The sequence below is a fragment of the Mesorhizobium sp. M0410 genome (genome assembly GCF_040321435.1).
GTDB lineage: Bacteria > Pseudomonadota > Alphaproteobacteria > Rhizobiales > Rhizobiaceae > Mesorhizobium.
In genome coordinates, this window is the sequence record NZ_JAMYRN010000036.1 from 7,501 (window position 1) to 27,696 (window position 20,196).

At 63.7% G+C, this 20,196-nt stretch carries 17 protein-coding genes (1 of these 17 only partly in view); 4 read left to right on the forward strand and 13 right to left on the reverse strand.

The window, feature by feature from the left end:
- Nucleotides 1-868, forward strand: partial view of a M23 family metallopeptidase gene (locus NKI63_RS28960; RefSeq protein ID WP_352506679.1) — the 3' portion only. Its footprint begins 1,091 nt before the window's first position; the window shows 868 of its 1,959 coding nt (coding positions 1,092-1,959); the start codon falls outside the window, past its left edge; its stop codon occupies nt 866-868.
- An 18-nt stretch (nt 869-886) separates the two neighbouring features.
- On the opposite strand, the gene NKI63_RS28965 is transcribed toward NKI63_RS28960, so the two are convergent.
- The gene (locus tag NKI63_RS28965; RefSeq protein ID WP_352506680.1) at nt 887-2,452 is read right to left on the reverse strand and encodes an MFS transporter; all 1,566 of its coding nucleotides are present in this window, start codon (nt 2,450-2,452) and stop codon (nt 887-889) included.
- A gap of 168 nt (nt 2,453-2,620) precedes the next feature.
- Here NKI63_RS28965 and NKI63_RS28970 point away from each other — a divergent pair, with 168 nt between their 5' ends.
- Complete coding sequence (locus tag NKI63_RS28970; RefSeq protein ID WP_352824011.1) at nt 2,621-3,253, forward strand: TMEM175 family protein; 633 nt, start codon at nt 2,621-2,623, stop codon at nt 3,251-3,253.
- Between the two features lie 21 nt (nt 3,254-3,274).
- Here the strand turns inward: NKI63_RS28970 and NKI63_RS28975 are convergent, their stop codons facing one another.
- The 9 genes from NKI63_RS28975 to NKI63_RS29015 all read right to left on the reverse strand — a co-directional run bounded on the left by NKI63_RS28975 (nt 3,275) and on the right by NKI63_RS29015 (nt 16,182).
- On the reverse strand, nt 3,275-4,759 hold the full coding sequence (locus NKI63_RS28975) for a L,D-transpeptidase family protein (protein ID WP_352702571.1): 1,485 nt from the start codon (nt 4,757-4,759) through the stop codon (nt 3,275-3,277).
- Between the two features lie 234 nt (nt 4,760-4,993).
- Nucleotides 4,994-5,359 (reverse strand): MmcQ/YjbR family DNA-binding protein, encoded by a 366-nt coding sequence (locus NKI63_RS28980; protein ID WP_352824012.1) that lies wholly within the window; start codon nt 5,357-5,359, stop codon nt 4,994-4,996.
- A gap of 147 nt (nt 5,360-5,506) precedes the next feature.
- On the reverse strand, nt 5,507-8,113 hold the full coding sequence (gene clpB, locus NKI63_RS28985) for an ATP-dependent chaperone ClpB (protein ID WP_254816714.1): 2,607 nt from the start codon (nt 8,111-8,113) through the stop codon (nt 5,507-5,509).
- 348 nt (nt 8,114-8,461) lie between these two features.
- Entirely contained in the window at nt 8,462-9,484 is a 1,023-nt protein-coding gene (locus NKI63_RS28990; protein ID WP_352691523.1) for a DUF4167 domain-containing protein, read from the reverse strand.
- Nucleotides 9,485-9,815: 331 nt separating this feature from the next.
- Entirely contained in the window at nt 9,816-10,694 is an 879-nt protein-coding gene (prmC, locus tag NKI63_RS28995; protein WP_352691522.1) for a peptide chain release factor N(5)-glutamine methyltransferase, read from the reverse strand.
- Nucleotides 10,687-11,766 carry a peptide chain release factor 1 gene (gene prfA, locus NKI63_RS29000; RefSeq protein WP_254816711.1) on the reverse strand — a complete coding sequence of 360 codons (1,080 nt, stop codon included), beginning with the start codon at nt 11,764-11,766 and terminating at the stop codon, nt 10,687-10,689. Before prfA ends, prmC begins: the two co-directional genes overlap by 8 nt.
- Before the next feature lie 8 nt (nt 11,767-11,774).
- Nucleotides 11,775-14,045 (reverse strand): phosphoenolpyruvate--protein phosphotransferase, encoded by a 2,271-nt coding sequence (ptsP, locus tag NKI63_RS29005; RefSeq protein WP_352691520.1) that lies wholly within the window; start codon nt 14,043-14,045, stop codon nt 11,775-11,777.
- Between the two features lie 180 nt (nt 14,046-14,225).
- Entirely contained in the window at nt 14,226-15,479 is a 1,254-nt protein-coding gene (locus tag NKI63_RS29010; RefSeq protein ID WP_352456701.1) for an aspartate kinase, read from the reverse strand.
- Nucleotides 15,480-15,678: 199 nt separating this feature from the next.
- Complete coding sequence (locus NKI63_RS29015; RefSeq protein ID WP_352691518.1) at nt 15,679-16,182, reverse strand: putative glycolipid-binding domain-containing protein; 504 nt, start codon at nt 16,180-16,182, stop codon at nt 15,679-15,681.
- A 273-nt stretch (nt 16,183-16,455) separates the two neighbouring features.
- Here NKI63_RS29015 and ubiG point away from each other — a divergent pair, with 273 nt between their 5' ends.
- Nucleotides 16,456-17,205 (forward strand): bifunctional 2-polyprenyl-6-hydroxyphenol methylase/3-demethylubiquinol 3-O-methyltransferase UbiG, encoded by a 750-nt coding sequence (ubiG, locus tag NKI63_RS29020; RefSeq protein ID WP_254816707.1) that lies wholly within the window; start codon nt 16,456-16,458, stop codon nt 17,203-17,205.
- Between the two features lie 19 nt (nt 17,206-17,224).
- On the opposite strand, the gene NKI63_RS29025 is transcribed toward ubiG, so the two are convergent.
- Nucleotides 17,225-18,115 carry a DMT family transporter gene (locus NKI63_RS29025; RefSeq protein WP_352691514.1) on the reverse strand — a complete coding sequence of 297 codons (891 nt, stop codon included), beginning with the start codon at nt 18,113-18,115 and terminating at the stop codon, nt 17,225-17,227.
- Between the two features lie 101 nt (nt 18,116-18,216).
- Here NKI63_RS29025 and NKI63_RS29030 point away from each other — a divergent pair, with 101 nt between their 5' ends.
- Nucleotides 18,217-18,702, forward strand: a complete 486-nt coding sequence (locus tag NKI63_RS29030) for a MarR family winged helix-turn-helix transcriptional regulator (protein WP_352506689.1) — start codon at nt 18,217-18,219, stop codon at nt 18,700-18,702.
- A 40-nt stretch (nt 18,703-18,742) separates the two neighbouring features.
- Here NKI63_RS29030 and NKI63_RS29035 read toward each other — a convergent pair whose 3' ends face one another.
- Both NKI63_RS29035 and NKI63_RS29040 read right to left on the reverse strand, forming a co-directional pair.
- Entirely contained in the window at nt 18,743-19,396 is a 654-nt protein-coding gene (locus NKI63_RS29035) for a Vgb family protein (RefSeq protein ID WP_352691512.1), read from the reverse strand.
- A 9-nt stretch (nt 19,397-19,405) separates the two neighbouring features.
- Nucleotides 19,406-20,196 (reverse strand): winged helix-turn-helix domain-containing protein (locus NKI63_RS29040; RefSeq protein WP_502900524.1); only part of this gene is annotated, 791 nt, incomplete at its 5' end.

Consider the following 20,196-nt stretch of genomic DNA (forward strand, 5'->3'; position numbering starts at 1 on the left):
ATTGCTGACGGCGTTCGACGATTCGCCTGCGCCCATAGTGCGCGGCAATCTGCCGAACGTCTATGACGGCATCTACCGCACCGCCTATTCCTACGGCATGTCCAAGGCGATGACGCAACGGCTGATCAAGTTGCTGGCATCCAGTGTCGACTTCCAGTCGCGCCTCAATCCCACGGACCGCATCGAGGTGCTGTTCTCGCAGCCCGATGGCGACGACCAGGCGTCCGACGAATCCGAGCTGCTTTACGTCTCCGCGACTTTCGGCGGCACGACGCGAAATTTCTACCGTTTCCAGATGCAGGACGGCAGCACCGACTATTTCGACGGAAACGGCAGCAGCGCCGAGCAGTTCCTGCTGCGCAATCCCTTGCCCAATGGCCGATTTACATCCGGGTTCGGTGCGAGGCGCCACCCCATTTTGGGGTATGTGAAGATGCATACCGGCACCGACTGGGCAGCTCCCGTAGGATCGCCGATCATTGCCGCAGGCAATGGCGTCGTCGAAAAGGCCGGCTGGGCCGGTGGCTATGGCAAGCAGATCATCTTGCGTCACGCCAATGGCTACGAGACGTCCTACAATCACCAGAGCGCGTTTGCCAAAGGCATCGAGCCGGGTGTTCGCGTTCGCCAGGGTCAGGTTATCGGCTATCTCGGCTCAACCGGCCTCTCCACCGGTCCGCACCTTCATTACGAACTGATCGTCAACGGCACCAAGGTCGATTCGATGCGCGTCCGCCTGCCGGTCGGCAAGACGCTGAAGGGCGACGACCTCGTCGCCTTCAAGCGCGAGCGCGAACGCATCGACGACCTGCTCAAGCAGGAAGACAGCAATCAGTTGAAGGTCGCGAGCGCCAAGATCGAAGGCTGAGCCGACGTTTTTTCGTGGTCAGCCCTGCTGATTCGCCGTGTCGCGCACCCATGGCAGCCGCTCGCCCGAAACCGTCGTCCAGGCGGTGATTGCCGAAAGCAGGCAAAGCAGCGCGGTCACCGCGGCAACGGCTGCGAATGCCGCGTCGCTGGCGGCAAGTCGTGCCGCATCGAGGCCGGGCGCCAGGCCGGCTGGCGGCGGTTCGCCGAAACCCGGAAGGCCGGTGCCGGCACCGGTGCTGAGCACGCCAGCATAAACCCAGGCCGCCAGCGATCCCATCGCCGCCACGGCGATCAGGCCGCCGATCCGCGAGACGGCGTTGTTGATGCCCGAGGCCGCACCCGTATCCTTGTCCTCGACCGCCGTCATGATGGCGGTCGACAGCGGCGATACCACCAGCGCCATGCCGAACCCCATCAGAGCCATCAGCGGGAATACCCCCAGCCAGAAACTGTGGATGCCCCAATAGGCCAGCAAGGCAAGTCCGGCAAAGGCGAGAGCCACAACCAGACTGCCGCTGGCGATCGGAAAGCGAGGCCCGATGCGGTCGGACCACTGGCCAACCGGTCCGGATAACAGTGCCATCAACGCCGACAGCGGCAGGAATATAAAGCCGACCTCGGCCGCGCTCAGCCCCCATCCGGCGATCATGAGCATCGGCAGATAGAACAAATTGGCCGACAGGGCGAAATAAAGGAAGAAGGTCGCCACGTTGGCGCCCGCGAACGCGCCGATCCGAAACAGCGACAGATCGATCATCGGCTCGCGCCGCCGGCGCTCGAAGACGATGAACACGACGAGCAAAACCGCACCGGCGGCGATACTCGGGCCGGACATCAGCCCCTCCCCGTCACCACTCATCGAGGTCAGGCCGTAAGCGAGAGCTCCGAACGCCAATATGGCGAGTGCAGCGCCGCCGAGATCGAGGCTGCGCTTTTCCGCCGGCGCGTCGGCAGGGATCTTGGCCAGCAGAAGATAGATCGAGATAAGACCGAGCGGCAGATTGATGGCGAAGATCGCCCGCCAGATGCCGTTGCCGAACACCGACAGCACGAAGCCGCCCAGCACCGGGCCGAGCGCCGTCGTCAGTGCCGATGCCGCGGCCCAGATGCCGATCGCCCGGCCGCGTTCCTTTTTTGGATAGGCTTTGGCGATAATGGCCAGGCTGCCCGGCACCATGATGGCCGCTCCGATACCCTGGACAGCCCGAAATGCAATAAGCATCGCCGGGTTAGGCGCCAGCGCGCAGGCAAGCGAGGCGGCAATGAACAGGACGATGCCGGCGACGAAAGAGTGGCGCAGGCCGAAACGATCGCCGGCGGCGCCGCCGACGAGAATGAGGGCTGAAAGCGTCAATGCATAGGCGTTGGATATCCATTGCGCCTCGGCCAGGCTGGCGCCGAGATCGACGCGGATAGCCGGCGTCGCAATGGCCAGGACCGATCCATCGATAAAGCCGAGCGCGGAAGCCAGAATCGCGGCGATCAGCACGAACCGCCGCCGCGCCCGCGGGCAGAACGTATCGGCCGGAAGTGAGCCGGTCAGGGGAATGGCGCCAGTACCGACTTTGGTTGGCGTGTGCATGCCGCCTTACCTAGACCGCCGGCATGCCGCCGACAACCGGCCAGCAGGCTGTTCTCGTTGAAACCAGGCCGAACCTGGCCATACAGGCAGGAGAGAACGCCCGTCCGGGTGCAAACGGTGGATGCCGTGCTAGATTCCCGCAACGCTGCAACAAGGGGGAACTACCGCATGAAACGACCGCTCGAGCCCTCGGCGGAAGGACGCGGGCGCGTCGTCGGCATCACCGACGGCGTGTTCGCCATCGCGCTCACGTTGATCGTTCTCGAGATCAGGGTGCCGGCGCATGAAACGGTGCATTCCGAAAGCGAGTTGATCGCCGCGATCACAGCACCGGCGCCGCGCTTCCTGACCTATGCGCTCAGCTTCCTGACGCTGACCATCTTCTGGTTCGGCCAGCAGGCGCAACACGGGTTGATCGCAAAATCCGACCGGCGGCTTGCCACGCTGAACCTCTGCTTCCTCGGCTTCATCGCCTTGCTGCCGTTTTCGACCGATCTTTTGGCCGACTTCCTTGAATTCAGGACCGCGGTGCTCGTCTACTGGCTCAACCTTCTGATGCTGGGACTGACGCTGCTCGCCAGTTGGCGCTACGCGGACAAAAACGGATTTCTGGCCGACGGTGTCGACGCGGAGACCACCCGAACGGTCTATCTGCGCATCGTCAAGGCACAGATCCTGTGGGCGATCGGCGCGGCACTGTGCCTAGCCAGCCCTTTGCTCAGCGTCGGCTTCATCCTGGTGGTGCAGCTGACCTATGCCGCAGCGCTGCGCGCGCCACTGCTGCGCAAGGTCATCGGGTGATTCGAGCGAAGGCGTTGCGCTTCAGTCGACGAACTCCACTATAACGCCGGGCGTCACGATCTTGGCGAGCTCGCGCGCATCCCAATTGGTCAGCCGCACGCAGCCATGGCTTTCGGTCTTGCCGATCTTGGACGGATCCGGCGTGCCGTGAATGCCGTAGGTCGGCTTGTCCAGCGCGATCCAGACCGAGCCGACCGGGCCGTTCGGCCCCGGCGGGATGGTCAGGATCCTGTCGTTTTCGCCCTGCTTGAAATTTATGTTCGGGTTGTAGGTGTAGTTCGGGTCCAATGCGACACGCGACACCGTATGCGTGCCGGACGGCGAGGGCGTGTCCGACGAGCCGATAGTCGCCGGATAGGCTGCGACCAGCTTGCCTGCCGCGTCGTAGGCACGGACCTGCTTGTTGGCCTTGTCAGCGATGATGCGCGCCACCGGCGTCGCCACCAGCCTGCCGAAATTGGCAACCTTGATGATGGTGCCCGGACGATTGAAATTGGCGTCCGGATTGAGCTGCTTCAGATAGGTTTCATCCATATGGAAGCGCTCGGCCAGCGCTTCGGGCACCGACGTGTAGCCCATGCGGTCGAGCTGGGCCTTTTGGCTGTAGTCCTCCGGTATCGAGGCAACATAAGGGCCGGCCGCATCCTCGGGCGTGATCGTATAGGAGGCGAAGGCATCGCCGCCGGATTGCGCCAGGGCCGCCTGGATACCGATCGCGTCGGTCGATTTCAGATTGCTGCCGGTGATCTCGTTATAGGCGGCGAGCGCCTTGTCGACATTCGAGCCGAAGCGTCCGTCGATGACGCCGGGCGACGCACCGGCGCGGTCGAGCAGCACCTGCAGCGCCGCCACGTCCTGGCGGGCGCCGAGCGAAAGCGACGGGTCGACCGCCGTCTTGCCGCCAGTGCTTGGCGGCGGGGCTATGTCTGGCGGCAAGGACGCATGCTCATTCGGCACCGTCGGCTCGACCGGCTCGATCGAGGCCTCGTTGAGCGGCTGGCGCTCGATGGTGCGTGGCCTCACCGGCTGCGCTGCCTCCGGATAATCGTTGCCGTAGCCGTCATCCCGCGGCGCTTCGGGGAAGGCTTCCATCGAATTGTCACTATAGGGGTCGTACTCGTCGGCCGGCGGCACGATGATCCTGCCTTCGTCTTCCAACTGCCTGCGGCGGAACCGGGCCGTGTCCTCAGGGTCGTCGAGATAATAGGGATCGTCCTCCTCGACCGGTCCGAGGTTGCGCAAGCGCTCGCGGCGCAAAACACGGCGGTCGAGCCTGGTCTGCGGCGGCTGGATGGCGATGACCTTGCCGGTTTCCGCATCGACGATGACGCGGTTTCCCCTGGCGTCGTAATAGATGTCGAGATTGCCGTCCTGGGCGACAAGAATACCGCCGTCATTGGCAGCACGAACCACCCGCGGCGCGGTATCGGCCATCGGCGAGGCCATCGCATTCGACGCCAGCAGCCCGGCAGCAAGCGCTGAAAGGGTGAGGATGGTGCGCAACATGATGGCCAAAATTCTCCGGTTCGTAATTGCCGCCGCCGGCATTGTCTCTCAAGAGCGCCGCGCGTCCTTTTGGGTGCAAGGACGCTCTAACGCCTTACATCTCCGCATCGTGCTTTGCGAAAATCAAACTCGATTTCGGGCCGATGTGGTCGCCAACCCCTTCGCCAGCAAATCACTTGCACACGATAAGGTTCCAATATGAACCGGGCATGAAGATGGCGGATTTCTGACCGATTAACCGGCAGCGAATCCCAATTCCTTGCGCGCCTGCTTCGTCAGCTTCAGCACGACGAGACGGTGGCTTTCGCGCAGATATTCCTTCAGCGCCTCATCATCCATGCATTCGCTTGTCCGGCGCTGGATCCATTTCATGCCGCGCGAGGCGAGATACGGCGCCGGCCGAAGGCCCGGCTGTTCCCTCAGCACGTCATAAGCGATCTCGGAGCATTTGAAGGTGACGAACGGCTCCTTGCCTTCACTCCAGCCGCCGATCGCAAACACCTTGCCGCCGACTTTCCAGACATGGGCGCCACCCCACTGCACGACATGGGTCGTCGAAGGCAGCGAGGCGCAGAAACTGTTGTAGTCGTCCAAAGTCATCTGCGCCCCGCCAGTGGTGTAGACCATGGACCGACGGTCGGCGTAGCAAAAAGCGGATGCCGGTTTTTCGGAAAAGATCATGGTCGAAATTGAAGCTAGGAATTCCATCCCGATTCGATCGGGATGGAACAGGCTCTTGGCTTGAACTCAGGCGGCCGCCTCGGTTGCCACGACTGCGGGCTTCGAGCGGAAGTTCAAGCGGTCGGATCCGGCGGTGACCTTGACAGTCGAGCCGTCGAGGATCTCGCCGAGCAGTATCTTTTCCGCCAGCGGATCCTGCAATTCCTTCTGCATCACCCGCTTCAGCGGCCGCGCGCCATAGGCCGGGTCGTAACCCTTGGCCGCCAGCCAGTCGATCGCCTCCTGATCGAGCGAAAGCGATATCTTGCGGTCGACAAGCAGGTTTTCCAGCCGCTTGAGCTGGATTTGGACGATCTGGCCCATATCCTGGCGGCGCAGCCGGTGGAACAGGATGACCTCGTCGATGCGGTTGAGGAATTCCGGCCGGAACGAAGCCCTGACGACATTCATCACCTCGTCGCGCACGACGTCGACATCCTGGTCCTCGCCGAGATTGACCAGATATTCGGCGCCGAGATTGGACGTCATGATGATCAGCGTATTGCGGAAGTCGACCGTGCGGCCCTGCCCGTCCGTCAGCCGGCCGTCGTCGAGCACCTGCAGCAGCACGTTGAACACGTCCGGATGCGCCTTCTCGATCTCGTCGAACAGCACGACCTGATAGGGCCGGCGCCGCACCGCTTCGGTCAGCGCGCCGCCTTCCTCATAGCCGACATAGCCGGGAGGCGCGCCGATCAGCCGGGCGACCGAGTGCTTCTCCATGAACTCCGACATGTCGATACGCACCATCGCGCTCTCGTCGTCGAACAGGAAGCTGGCCAGCGCCTTGGTCAGTTCGGTCTTGCCGACGCCCGTCGGCCCGAGGAACATGAACGAGCCGAGCGGCCGGTTCGGGTCCTGCAGGCCGGCGCGCGCACGGCGTACCGCCTTCGATACTGCCTGCACGGCCTCGCCCTGGCCGACGACGCGCTTGCCGATCTCGTCTTCCATGCGCAACAGCTTGTCGCGCTCGCCTTCGAGCATCTTGTCGACCGGGATCCCCGTCCAGCGCGAGACGATATGGGCGACGTGATCGGGGCCGACCACTTCTTCGACCATGCCGGCCTTGCCATCCCTGGCTTCGGCCTGCTTCAGCTGCTTTTCGAGTTCCGGGATCTTGCCGTAGGCAAGTTCGCCGGCGCGCTGGAATTCACCCTGGCGCTGGGCGATGGCAAGTTCATTGCGCGCCTCGTCGAGCTGTTTCTTGAGGTCGGCGGCAAGCCCGAGCTTCTGCTTCTCGGCCTGCCATTTCGAGGTCAGCTCGGTCGATTCCTCCTCGAGGTTCGAGAGTTCCTTCTCGAGCCGGGCGAGCCGGTCCTTCGAAGCGTCGTCCTTCTCGACCTTGAGCGCCTCGCGCTCGATCTTGAGCTGCATGATGCGGCGATCTATCTCGTCCAGCGCCTCGGGCTTCGAATCGACCTGCATGCGGAGCCGCGACGCGGCCTCGTCGACCAGGTCGATCGCCTTGTCCGGCAGGAAGCGGTCAGCGATGTAGCGGTTGGACAGGGTTGCGGCCGCGACCAGCGCCGAATCCGAGATGCGCACCTTGTGGTGCTGCTCGTATTTCTCTTTCAGGCCGCGCAGGATCGAAACGGTGTCTTCGACCGTTGGCTCATTGACGAAGACCGGCTGGAAGCGGCGGGCAAGGGCCGCATCCTTCTCGACATGCTTGCGGTATTCGTCGAGCGTAGTGGCGCCGACGCAGTGCAGTTCGCCGCGGGCCAGCGCCGGCTTCAGCAGGTTCGACGCATCCATGGCGCCATCCGCCTTGCCGGCGCCGACCAGCGTGTGCATCTCGTCGATGAACAGGATGATGCCGCCGGCGGCGGACGTGACCTCGGAAAGCACCGCCTTCAGCCGCTCCTCGAACTCGCCGCGGTATTTGGCGCCGGCGATCAGCGAGCCCATGTCGAGCGCCATCAGCTGCTTGTCCTTAAGCGATTCCGGCACATCGCCATTGACGATGCGCAGCGCCAGCCCTTCAGCGATCGCCGTCTTGCCGACGCCGGGTTCGCCGATCAGCACCGGGTTGTTCTTGGTGCGGCGCGACAGCACCTGGATCGTGCGGCGGATCTCGTCATCACGGCCGATGACCGGATCGAGCTTGCCCGCGCGAGCGTCCGCCGTCAGGTCGCGCGCGTATTTCTTCAGCGCGTCGTAGCCCTGCTCGGCGCTCGCCGAATCGGCGGTACGACCTTTGCGTACGTCGTTGATGACTTGGTTCAGCTTCTGCGGCGTGACACCGGCCTTGGCCAGGATGTCGGCCGTCTTGGCCGATTTTTCCATGGCGAGCGCCTGCAACAGCCGTTCGACCGTGACGAAGCTGTCACCGGCCTTCTTGGCCAGTTCCTCGGCGGTCGAAAACACCTTTGCCAGCGGCTGCGCCAGATAGAGCTGGCCATTGCCGCCCTCGACCTTGGGCATTGCCTCCAGTGCCGTTTCGACGCCGAGCTTGACGTCCCGGACATTGCCGCCGGCGCGCTCGATCAGCGACGCAGCCAGGCCCTCGTCGTCATCGACGAGGACCTTGAGGATATGCTCGGGGGTGAATTGCTGGTGATTGCGGGAAAGCGCCATGGTTTGCGCGGACTGGATAAAGCCGCGCACGCGCTCGGAATATTTTTCAAGATTCATGCCTGTCTCCTTCCGTCACCGGCCCGCTTCGCGGCACCGGATCAGATTGCGGTGACGGACCCGCCCGTTCGAGCCGGATCCTGTTCACGCAAGATATGGGACGCAAACCACGGACCCTCAAGACGCCTCGACACTGGCGAATGGATAATAATATTGCGAGCACGCAAAACAAAAACGGCGGAGATTTCTCTCCGCCGTCCATACATGTCCCGCAAAAGTGCGCGGCGGTTTTGCGATAACGATATGCATCATCACAATAGGAACCTAACGCGCGTCGCATGAGGCCGGTCGAACGCGACGCGCCTTTGGGCTAAAGGATGCCCTAAGATCGGCCGAACGTTTTTTCGATCAATTCTCGACGTCTGCGATCACAGCTTGACCGCCGGGGCTTTCAGCCGGCGCTGCATCGACATTGCCAGCGTCGGTATTGCCAGTCTCGGTATTGCCAGTCTCGGTGTTGCCAGTCCCGACATTGCCAGTCTCGGTATTGCCAGTCCCGGCATTGCTTGTCTCGGCATTGCTTGTCTCGGCACTCTCAGGGCCGGCGTTGTCGTTGCCGCCATTTGCCTGTTCGACATCGAGGCGCGGGCGACGCGGGCGCCTGGGGCGGCGGGCCGGGCTGCTTTCGGCAGCGGCTTCGTTGAGCTCGGCCTGGGCGGCGAGACCCGCCGGCGAAAGGTTGTGAAATTGCTGTGCGGGCTCACCCACAAAGATCGGCTCAGCTGCCCGCACGGGCTCCGCCTGCGCCGGAACCTCCTCGCGCCGTGGCTGTTCGACGCGCTGGCCACCCTGCTGCTCGCCGCGCGAGCTAAACTCGCCACGCTGGCCGTTCTGGCCGTAACCGCCATTGGGGCGACGGTCGCGGTGGCGACCGCCATTATTGTCGCGGCCGTCACGGTTATCGCGGCCGCCGCGATTGTCACGGCTGTTTTCCTGGTTCAGCGCCAGCTCGGCCGGCGTGCCATCGATGACCGGCTGCGGGCCGGCCCCCTGATTGACCGTCGAGCCCGATGTCTCGTTGGCATTGTTGTTGCCAGCATTGTCGAACTCGTCGCGATCCTCGTCGCCATCATCGTCGAAATCATCGCGAATCTGCTGGGCGTTCTGGATCGGCATCTGCGCCTGAGCGGCTGCGATGATGCGGTTATAGTGTTCTGCGTGCTGGAGATAGTTTTCCGCCATCACCCGGTCGCCGGAGCTGTGCGCGTCACGGGCTAGGGTTGCGTACTTCTCGGCAATCTGCTGAGCCGATCCGCGGATCTTCACGTCCGGGCCGTTGCTCTCATAGTTGCGCGTCAGGGGATTCGGCCCCTTACGGTTGTTGTTGTTATTGTTATTGCCGCCGCCGCCATTGTTGTTGCGACCGCGCATGCGCCTGTTTTGCTGTTGTGGCCTCATTAGACTCTCTTCACTTTGAAATTTTCGAAAAACTCTTCACGAACGGAGGCGCTCATGCGGCCAGCCGTTTCGTTCTTTCACCGGCGTTCGCCCGCATCAATTGCGTTGGCGCCACGTGCCATCCTGTTCCGGTTACTTCACTTGCCGGACGATTCCCGCACGAAGCTTGGGCGTCGTTTGCGCAAGAAGGCAGCTATTTCCAAGGAAAACCGAATCGCTAAGAGCACTGCCTGCTTCGTCTCATCCGGTTAAGGCGACCCTAGCCGCATTCCCCGGTATTGCCAAGCGCTTTTTTCGCACTGCATCACGGCTTCCACCGTTCGAACACAAGAACTCTGTTGTTTCCGCCGAGATCACGAAACACCCCGACAGAACTGTACCCGGCCGCGGAGAATATCTCCGTAACCTGTTGGTGCTGCGTATGGCCGATCTCGACCGCAATCCTGCCTTGGACTTCCAAATACGCTGCCGCTCCTGCGGCGATCTTCCTGTAGGGGCTCAGACCGTCCACACCGCCATCCAGGGCCTGGCGTGGATCGAAACTGCGGACCTCGTCCTGCAGATTTCCAATGTCGTCTGAGGGTATATAGGGAGGGTTTGCGGCAATTACATGGTACCGGCCAGAAACTTTTTCAAACCAGTCGGATTTGAGCGCCGTGAACCGGCCGGCGAGCCCCAATTCCCTGGCATTGCGCGTGGCGGTGGCCAGCGCCTCTTGCGAAATGTCGACGCCAGTGGCGGTCGCGGCCGGAACCGCGCTGAGCAACGCCAGCGCGATGGCACCGGTGCCGGTCCCGAGATCGAGGATGCGGCAACCGCCTTCGCGTGCCGCCATTGCCTTGACGAAAGGCAGCACCGCCTCGACCAGCGTTTCGGTATCCGGTCGCGGCTCCAGCGTTTGCGGCGAAAGCGAAAGGCGCAAGCCGTAGAATTCGCGGTAACCGAGGATGCGGTGCACCGGCTCGCCGGCGATGCGCCGGCGCAAGGCGGCATCGATTCCCGCCGTCACGTCCGCATCGACCGCGCACCCAGGATCGGCGATGGCCTGCGTGCGGTTCGTGCCGGAAAAATGCTCGACGATCAGCCTGGAATCGAGCGCCGGATCCGCAATCCCGGCTGCGGCGAGCCGGTTTCGCGCTTCCCGCAGCAGCGGCGCCAGAGTGGCGGGCAGGCTGTCAGCCATCGATGCCTATATCGGCGAGCAGCTTCGACTGGTGATCGGCTATCAGCGCGTCGATGATCTCGTCGAGTTCGCCCATCATCACCCGGTCGAGCTTGTAGAGCGTCAGGTTGATGCGATGATCGGTGACGCGACCCTGCGGAAAATTATAGGTGCGGATGCGTTCCGAGCGGTCGCCCGAGCCAACCTGCGACTTGCGCGATTCTGAACGTTCCTCGTCCGCTTTGCTGCGTTCGAGGTCGTAAAGCCTGGCGCGTAGGATCTGCATGGCCTTCGCCCGGTTCTGGTGCTGCGATTTTTCCGCCTGCACCACCATGATGCCGGTCGGCAGATGGGTGATGCGCACGGCCGAATCGGTGGTGTTGACGTGCTGGCCGCCGGAACCCGAGGCGCGCATCGTGTCGATGCGGATGTCTTCGGCCCGGATGTCGATGTCGACCTCTTCGGCTTCCGGCAGCACCGCGACCGTCGCCGCCGAAGTGTGGATGCGCCCGCCCGCCTCGGTCGTCGGCACGCGCTGCACCCGGTGCACGCCGGATTCGAACTTCAGATGGGCAAAGACGCCCTTGCCCGAAACGGTGGCGATGATTTCCTTGTAGCCGCCGACCTCGCCTTCGCTGGCCGACACCGTCTCGAAACGCCAGCCATGCGCCGCTGCATAGCGCTCGTACATGCGAAACAGGTCGCCGGCAAAAAGCGCCGCCTCGTCACCGCCGGTGCCGGCACGGATTTCGAGGATGGCGTTCTTGTCGTCTGCGGCATCCTTGGGCAACAGCAGGATCTGGATGTCCTTTTGCAGCACCTCGATTTGATGCTTGACCTCCGGCAGGTCGGCCTCGGCTAAGGCGCGCATCTCGGCGTCAGTGCCCTTGTCGGCGAGCATCGCCTCCAGATCGGCCTGTTCGCGCTCGGCGGCGCGCAGTGCCCTGATCTTTGCCACCATCTCCTGGATGTCGGCATATTCGGAGGCCATCCTCACATAGGCGTCCGGCGCCGGCCCGGCCGACATCTGCGCTTCGAGCATGTCGAAACGCTTGACGACTTGATCCATACGGTCGCGGGGCAGGTTGATCATGGCGAAGTCTATAGCGGTATAGAGCGGTCGTCGGCAAAGGCTTGCAGCAGCGCCCGCATCGGCAGGCCATGCGCCGGCGCCATCAGATTGTCGTCGAAGAACGCCTCCAGCTCGCTGAGCGGCAGTTCAGTCAGCATCGCCTTGACCGGGCCGATCGATGCCGGCGACATCGAGATCGAGCGGTAGCCAAGGCCGATCAGCGCCATCGCCGAAATCGGCTTGCCGGCAAGTTCGCCGCACAGGGTCACCGGCGTATGGTTGCGCGCCCCGGCGTCGGCAATCTGCTTCAGGACGCGCAGGAACGGCGTCGAGAGCGGGTCGAAGCGGTCGGACAACTGGGTGTTGCCGCGATCCACCGCCATGACGAACTGGAACAGGTCGTTCGAGCCGACCGAGACGAAATCGACCGCCTTCATCAGTTCGTCGAGCTGGAACAGCAGCGACGGCACCTCCAGCATCGCCCCGAGTTTGAGGCTGGTCGGCAAATGATGGGCAAAGCGCGACAGATGCCGCACCTCGCGATCGATGATCTCGCGCGCCTGCGCAATCTCGCCGAGTTCGGTCACCATCGGCAGCATCAGCTTCAGTTCGCGTCCGCCGCACGCCTTGAGCAGCGCGCGGATCTGGGTACGCAGCAATCCGGGCCGGTCGAGGGTCAGGCGGATGGCGCGCCAGCCGAGTGCCGGGTTCTCTTCCTGAATCGAGCCCTTGAAATAGGGCAGCACCTTGTCGCCGCCGATATCGATGGTGCGGAATGTCACCGGCTTGCCGCGCGCCGCTTCGAGCACGTCACGATAGAGCCGCTCCTGGGCTTCGGCGCGCGGAAAGGTCGAGGCGACCATGAATTGCAGTTCGGTGCGGAACAGGCCGATGCCGGCCGCACCTGCTTCGGCCAGTTGCGGCAAATCCACCGCCAGTCCGGCATTCATCAGAAGATCGACCTGGACTCCGTCCTTGGTCACCGACGGCTTCTTGCGCAGCTCGCGGTAGACCTCCTGCCGCCGCGCCCTGAAGCGCACTTTCTCGGCATAGGCCGCCTCGAGGTCGGGCTGCGGGCGCAGATGGATCGCGCCTTCCTCGCCGTCGACGATGATGGCATCGCCGTTTTCCGCCATGGAAACGGCGCCCTTCATCTGGCCGGCGACGGGTATGCCCATGGCTCGCGCCACAATGACGACATGGCTGGTCGCGGCGCCGTCTTCCAGCACCAGCCCGCGCAGCTTGTCCCTGGGATAATCGAGCAGCTCGGCAGCCCCCATCGAGCGGGCGACGATGATGGCGTCCTTGGGCAGCGCGGCCGCGACGTCCTCCGGTCCGCGCCCCATCAGTTGCCGCAGCAGCCGATTGGCGAGATCGTCGAAATCGCTCATCCGTTCGCGCAGATACGGATCGGTCATATGCAGCATGCGGGCACGCATGTCGCTCTGCACTTTCTCGACCGCCGCTTCGGCCGTCAGGCCATTGCGGATCGCCTCCTCCAGCCGGCGCACCCAGCCGCGGTCGTTGGCGAACATGCGATAGGCTTCGAGCACCTGGCGATGCTCGCCCTCGAAGGCGACGTCGCGGCGCTCCAGCATGTCGTCGATAGACAGCCTGAGCGAGCCGAGCGACGCGTCGAGCCGCCTGACCTCTTCCTCGCTATCCTCGTTGAACAGGTTGGTGACGACGATACGCGGCTCGTGCAGCACCACATGGCCGAGCCCGACGCCTTCATTGAAGGACAGGCCGGTAAAGCTTACCGGGCGGCGCAGATCGAGCTCTAGGCCGGGCCTTGTCAGCCGCTCCAGATCGCCGGTGGCGATCATCTCGGCGATCACCATCGCCGTCGTTTCCAGCGCCTCGACCTCGTCGTCGCGATAATGGCGCATGGTCTTGTTCTGCACGACCAGAACGCCGAGCGTCCGCCCTGCCCGCAGCACCGGCACGCCGAGGAAGGAATTGTATATCTCTTCCCCTGTCTCCGGCAGGTAGGCGAAGGCAGGATGCTCCTGCGCGTTGGAGAGGTTGAGCGGCCGCGCCGAGGCCGCGATCGTGCCGACCAGGCCTTGGCCCAGCCTCAGCTGCGCCAGGTGGACGGCGTTCGGGTTCAAGCCTTCGGTGGCGTAGAGTTCGAGCACCGAATCGGCGCGCAGAACATAAAGCGAGCAGACCTCGGCAACCATGTTGGAGGCGATGTCGCGCACGATTCGGTCAAGCCGCTCCTGCGGCTCCAGCGGCTCTTGCATGAGCTCGCGGAGCCGTTTCAGCAAAACGCGCGGGCCACTGGCCGAATCACGCATCGCGGCTTCTTCTCCAATAGCGTTTCAACCGGTGCAGGTTGCCCTGCACAGCGGCACAAACGCAACAACTCAATTAGAGCGCCATCGTCCAATTGGACGCATAAAGACCGCTCCAAGCCTTTCGATCCGCGCATCCCGCCTTCCGAAAATCGACTCCGATTTTCGGGCCGATGCAGTCTGCTACTGCTTATCCAGACCGTACACGGAATGCAAAGTGCGAACTGCTAGTTCCGTATAGGGACCGTCGATCAGGATCGAAATCTTGATTTCGGACGTTGTGATGGCGCGGATGTTGATCGCGCGGTCGGCCAGCGCCTTGAAGGCTGTGGCGGCGACGCCTGCATGGCTGCGCATGCCGATGCCGATGACCGAGACCTTCGACATGCCGGCTTCCGACTGCACCACGTCGTAGCCGATCGTCGCCTTCAGCCGTTCGAGCACGGCAAGCGCCTTGTCGACGTCGCCGGATGGCACGGTAAAAGTCATGTCAGTGAACTTGCCGTCCTCGGAAATGTTCTGGACGATCATATCGACATTGATGTTGGCCTCGGCCAGCGGCCCGAAAATGCCGGCGGCGACGCCCGGCCGGTCGCCGACGCGGCGCAGCGAAATCTGCGCTTCGTCCTTGGCATAGGCAATTCCGGTGACGACCTGCTGTTCCACGATCTCTTCCTCGTCGCAAATAAGCGTTCCCGGCGGATTGAGCAAATCCCCCATTCCGGGTGCATCGGGATCGTCGAAGGACGACCTCACAAAGGTACGCACCCTGTGCACCATGGCAAGCTCGACCGAGCGCACCTGCAGGACCTTGGCCCCGAGCGAGGCCATTTCGAGCATTTCCTCGAAGGAAATCTTGGCCAGCCGCCGGGCCTTCGGCTCGATGCGCGGATCGGTCGTGTAGACCCCATCGACATCGGTGTAGATATCGCAGCGGTCGGCCTTGACCGCCGCCGCGATGGCGACTGCGCTGGTATCGGAACCGCCGCGGCCGAGCGTTGCGATCCGGTTGTCCGGCCCGATGCCCTGGAAACCGGCGACCACCGCCACCTGGCCTTCGCCGAAGCGCTTGATCAGGAATCCGCCGTCGATATCGAGAATGCGCGCCGCGCCATGCGCGTTATCGGTCTTGATCGGAATCTGCCAGCCTTGCCAGGAACGGGCATGCACGCCGATGTTCTGCAGCGCGATCGCCAGCAAGCCGGCCGTAACCTGTTCGCCGGAAGCGACTACGGCGTCATATTCGCGCGCATCGTGCATTGGCGAGGCCTCGCGCGTCCATTGCACGAGCTCGTTGGTCTTGCCGGCCATCGCCGAGACCACCACTGCGACCTCATGCCCGGCATCGACCTCGCGTTTGACATGGCGCGCCACATTGCGGATGCGGGCGATGTCGGCGACGGACGTTCCGCCGAATTTCATCACGATGCGCGCCATGGAAGCGAAATGCCTTTGACTGGATGCCGGACCGAAGGCCGAAAAGTGGAAAAATGCGCCAAGCTGTGGCGAGGCGCTCAATGCGCGGCCTCCTTAGCCAAATGACAGTCGTTTCGCAAGGCGTGCCGCCGCTGGCGGCCGGGCGACACACCAGCGCAGCATCGTGCCTGCCCTGCGTCTTGCCAATATGGTGCGCGCTTCAGCCCAGCTGTGCCGTGGCTCTCCACAGGCGCGGATAGTCGAGGACGAAACCGATCGGCGAGACCTCCAGCATCTCATTGTAGCCGAACATCGGGGCTTCGTAGGCGTAATGTGCCGCATCGACGCGCTGGTAGGTCTGTTCCAGGCGAACGAGCCTGAGTTCGGGAAATGTCAGATAGGCTGCCGGCGCGGGCGTCGCCATGCCGACATCGAGGGCAAAACGGCGAAGCGCCAAAAGGTTTGTGGCGGGTGTGAAGCCGAGATCGACATCGATGAGGCCGTCGACTTCCGCTTGATGCTCGCCGTTCAGCGTCCATGGGCGCTCGGTCAGCCGGTCGATCCCATAATGCAGCTCTTGCGTGCCGACAAAGCCGTCGGCGCGCGCCGAGCGTGTACGCCAATCGGCGTCGCAGTCCACTTCGTACGCGATGCTGCACGGCTTGCCGTCCTGGACGAAAAGCGCTTGTCCCCTGAGATTCCACCCAGAACTCGCTTCCGACAAGCGTCGTGGCCTTCCTGGTCAAGCCGGCGCCAAAGAATGGAAGCAACCGCTCGCATCGTTGTGCACTCCTCCGAACCCGATGTCTCTGCTTCGTTCGCCAAAGCCTAGGCGTTTCCTTCCGGCACACCATCAACTGACACGTGCTGACACAAATGCAGCCGGCAAAAGGCGGCGTCGGCAGGCATCGCGCGCATCGCGCAGCCGGCGGTGAATTTCGCGCCTTGACATTCGCAGCCTCGCGCCCGACTTCCTAGCGTCCGAGGAGACCACGCGATGCCTGAGCCCCGACGATCGACGATCGATGCCGGAGAGGTGGAACGCTTTTCCGCCCTTGCCGCCGAATGGTGGAACCCGAACGGCAAGTTCCGCCCGTTGCACAAGTTCAACCCGATCCGGCTTGCCTATATCCGCGACCAGGTGGCGGCCCGCTTCGGCCGCGATCCGCGTGCGGCACGGCCGTTCGAAGGCCTGCGCTTCCTTGACATCGGCTGCGGCGGCGGGCTTTTGTGCGAACCGATGGCGCGGCTTGGCGCCGAAGTGGTCGGCGCCGATGCCTCCGCCACCAACATCGAAGTGGCCAAGCTGCATGCGGCGGAAGTCGGCGTGAGCGTTGATTACCGCGCCACCACCGCGGAAGACCTGGCCGACGCCGGCGAAAAATTCGACGTCATCCTCAACATGGAAGTGGTCGAGCATGTCGCCGATGTCGATCTGTTCCTGGCCAAATGCGGCGAGATGGTCAAGCCCGGCGGCATCATGTTCGTGGCCACCATCAACCGCACGCTGAAGGCCCTGGGCCTGGCCATCATCGGCGCCGAATATGTGCTGCGCTGGCTGCCCCGCGGCACCCACCAGTTCGGCAAGCTGGTGCGCCCCGAGGAACTGGAAAAGGCGCTTGCAGGTGCTGGCCTGACCGTCATCGACCGCACCGGCGTCACCTACAACCCGCTCGCCGACCGCTGGCAGCGCTCGAAGGACATGGACGTCAACTACATGGTGCTGGCGGAGAAAGCATCCGTCTGAAACTTATGCCTTCTCGCCCCTATGTCTTCTGGCTTTGCGCCCTGGTGGTGATGAACACGCCGGCGGTGATGATGACGGCACCGGCCCAGGTCAGCAGTTGATAGCGCTCGCCGAGGAAGAGGGTCCCGGCAAACAGCCCGACCGCCGCCGCGACGTAGCCGATCTGGCTGAGATAGACCGGGCCGCCGACCGCTTGCAGGCGGAAGAAGAAGGCGAACATCGCCGAGGCTGATGCCACCTGTGCCGCAGCGACCAGCCGCACGCCGCCGAGCGAGCCGAATGCATTGCCTTCCAGCAGCACCAGAATGCCGGCAAGCAGCATCAAAGCTGCTGCCAGACGGCTGCCGACGGCGAGCTCGATCGGGCCGGTGCCTTCGGGCCAGTCGACGGTACGGTAAATGTTGCCGGCGGCGAGGCTGACGGGGATGAGCAGGCCCATCGCAACCCAGAAAAATTCGGCCGGCTGGCCCGCTTCGCCGCGCGTCACGGCCACCATGACTGCGCCCACGAAACCGACGGCGATGCCGACGACGCCCAGCGTGGTCTGGCGCCTGACGCCGAGCAGAATCGAGAACACCAGCGTGACGACCGGCGACAGCGTGAACATGATGCCGCTATAGCCGGCGCCCAGATGCGGAATCGCTGAAAACATCAGCAGATTGGGGATTGCGTAGGAGACGGCCGCGGTCACGAAGAAATAGCGCAGCCTGTGCAGCGTAAGCCGCATGCGCTGCCCGTTGAGCAGCAATGCGCACAAAAGCACGCCGCCGGCGCCAAGCGAGATGACGAAGGCCCAGACCATGGCGGGCACGCCGGCCGTCGTCGCGATCTTGCCGAACGGCAGCGTCAGGCCGAGCAGTCCGCCGGTGACGACCAGAAGGCCAAGCGCCGAGTCCCAGAGAAATTTCATCGCACCATCCCGTCGCCCGTTCGCGGCCCTTGGCCTACACCACAAGCTGAGGTAAGATAATATAAAGATTCTTCACGTCAAGATATATAACGGTGAGAGACATGGATCGCGCGGCAAAAGCGATCGAGCAATGGAAAAAGGAACGGCCGGATCTCGATGTCTCGCCGATGGCCGTGCTTGGACGGTTGAACGAGGCCGCCTCGTTGATCGCACGAGAGCGGCTGGCGCCGCTGTTTGCAAGTTACGGGCTGCAATCCGGAGAATTCGACGTGCTGGCGACGCTGCGTCGTTGCGGGCCGCCATATGCGCTGACGCCGACGGCTCTGTACGAGGCGACGATGGTGACGTCGGGCGCGATGACCAACCGCCTCGATCGGCTCGAGAAATCCGGCCTGATCAAGCGCGGGCCGCACCCCGACGATCGCCGCGGGATTATTGTGCAGCTGACCGGGAAGGGCCTCGCTTTGATCGATGAGGCGGTGACTGCTCACGTCGCCAACGAGCACCAGATACTTTCTGGGTTAGCACGCCCGGAGCAGACCATGCTGGCCCGCCTGCTCGAAAAACTGATCGCGAGCTTGAGCTAACCGAACCGGCCAAGGGCCGGGCCGAGGGGATGGAAAAAGCTCAGATCTTGGTCGCAGAGCCTCGTTTGGGCCGGCGAACAGCTCTGATCTTGCCGCTGTTTCCGCCACCGCAGAAAAACTGGTCGCCGCCATCGGATTCGAGCCCCGACACGCCTGTTCCCGGCGGCATATCGAGCTTCTCCAGAACCTTTCCCGTTTCAGGATCGATCCGCCGGACATCGCTCTCCTCGCCCTCCCAAGTCCCATGCCACAGCTCGCCGTCGACCCAGCTGACGCCGGTGACGACGCGGTTGGAAACGATGGTGCGAAGGATTGCCCCTGTCTCGGGATCGACCTGATGAATCTTTCGGCCCCGATGCTGCCCGACCCAGAGCGTTCCTTCGGCCCAGGCGAGCCCGGAATCACCGCCATTGCCAGGCGCCGGGATCGACGCCAGCACCTGGCCATTCTTTGGATCGATCTTCTGGATGCGATCCTCGGCGATTTGATAGAGGTGCTGGCCGTCGAAGGCCGTTCCGGCGTGTGCCGCGACCTCGATCGAGCGCACCACTTCGCCGCTTGCCGGATCGAAGGCGTTCAATCTGTCGCCTGAGGCAAACCAGACATGCTCACCGTCGAAGGTAACGCCGTCTACGTGGTCGACACCCGGAAAGGGTCCGTATTCACGGAGGATTTCGGCAGAGGATCGTTCCATAATTCCATCCTAGTAGCCCGGCAGTGGACCGGGGAGTAACAAGATTGTCGGGAAACCCGGCAGCGGCGGGGTCATCCAGCGACGCGCCCGTCCGCGGCCGAACGACTGCACCTTGCCGGCCTGGGCGAGCTGCTCGAGCGCCCGCTGCACGGTACGCGAACTGGCTCCAAGCGCAATCGCCAGGGCCGAACTCGACCAAGACTCGCCGTCAGCGAGGAAGGCGAGCACGGCGGCATGCTCTTCTTCGACGGGCGGCGCCAGCACGACGACCTCACCTGCGCGGCGCGGCGCCAGCGCAAACCCCCGCTTCGTTGCGCTCACATCGGCCAAGCTACGAAGCTCCGCGCGAAGCCGCCCGACTTCGACCCGTAACCGTGCGCGATGTGATTCATCCGCGTCCTTTCCGCGGAAAGCGCGCGCGATAAGCGTCGATCTTGCCACGTCCCCCGGCCAGGCTTCGGCCAGCGCGCGGGCCAGCGCGAACAGCACCGGGCGGGTCGCCAGCGAGACGACCGTATCTGCTACCCGCACCACATTGCGGCATGCATCCACCACGAGCGCCCCCGACGCCAGAAGCGCTTCGACTTCATCGAGCAGGAGGGGCCGTTCCTCACCACGGGCGATAAGGCGTGCCGCCGGCGTATCCAGCACCACCGATGCGCTCTCCACCTCCGCGATCAGCGCGGGGATGCCGGACGCGGGCGCCCCCCCCGCCCCCCCGGCCCGTGGGGCGCGCGCCGGGCCCGGGCCCCCGCGGGGGGGGGGGGTGGCCGGGCCCCCCCCGGCGTGGGGGGGCCCCG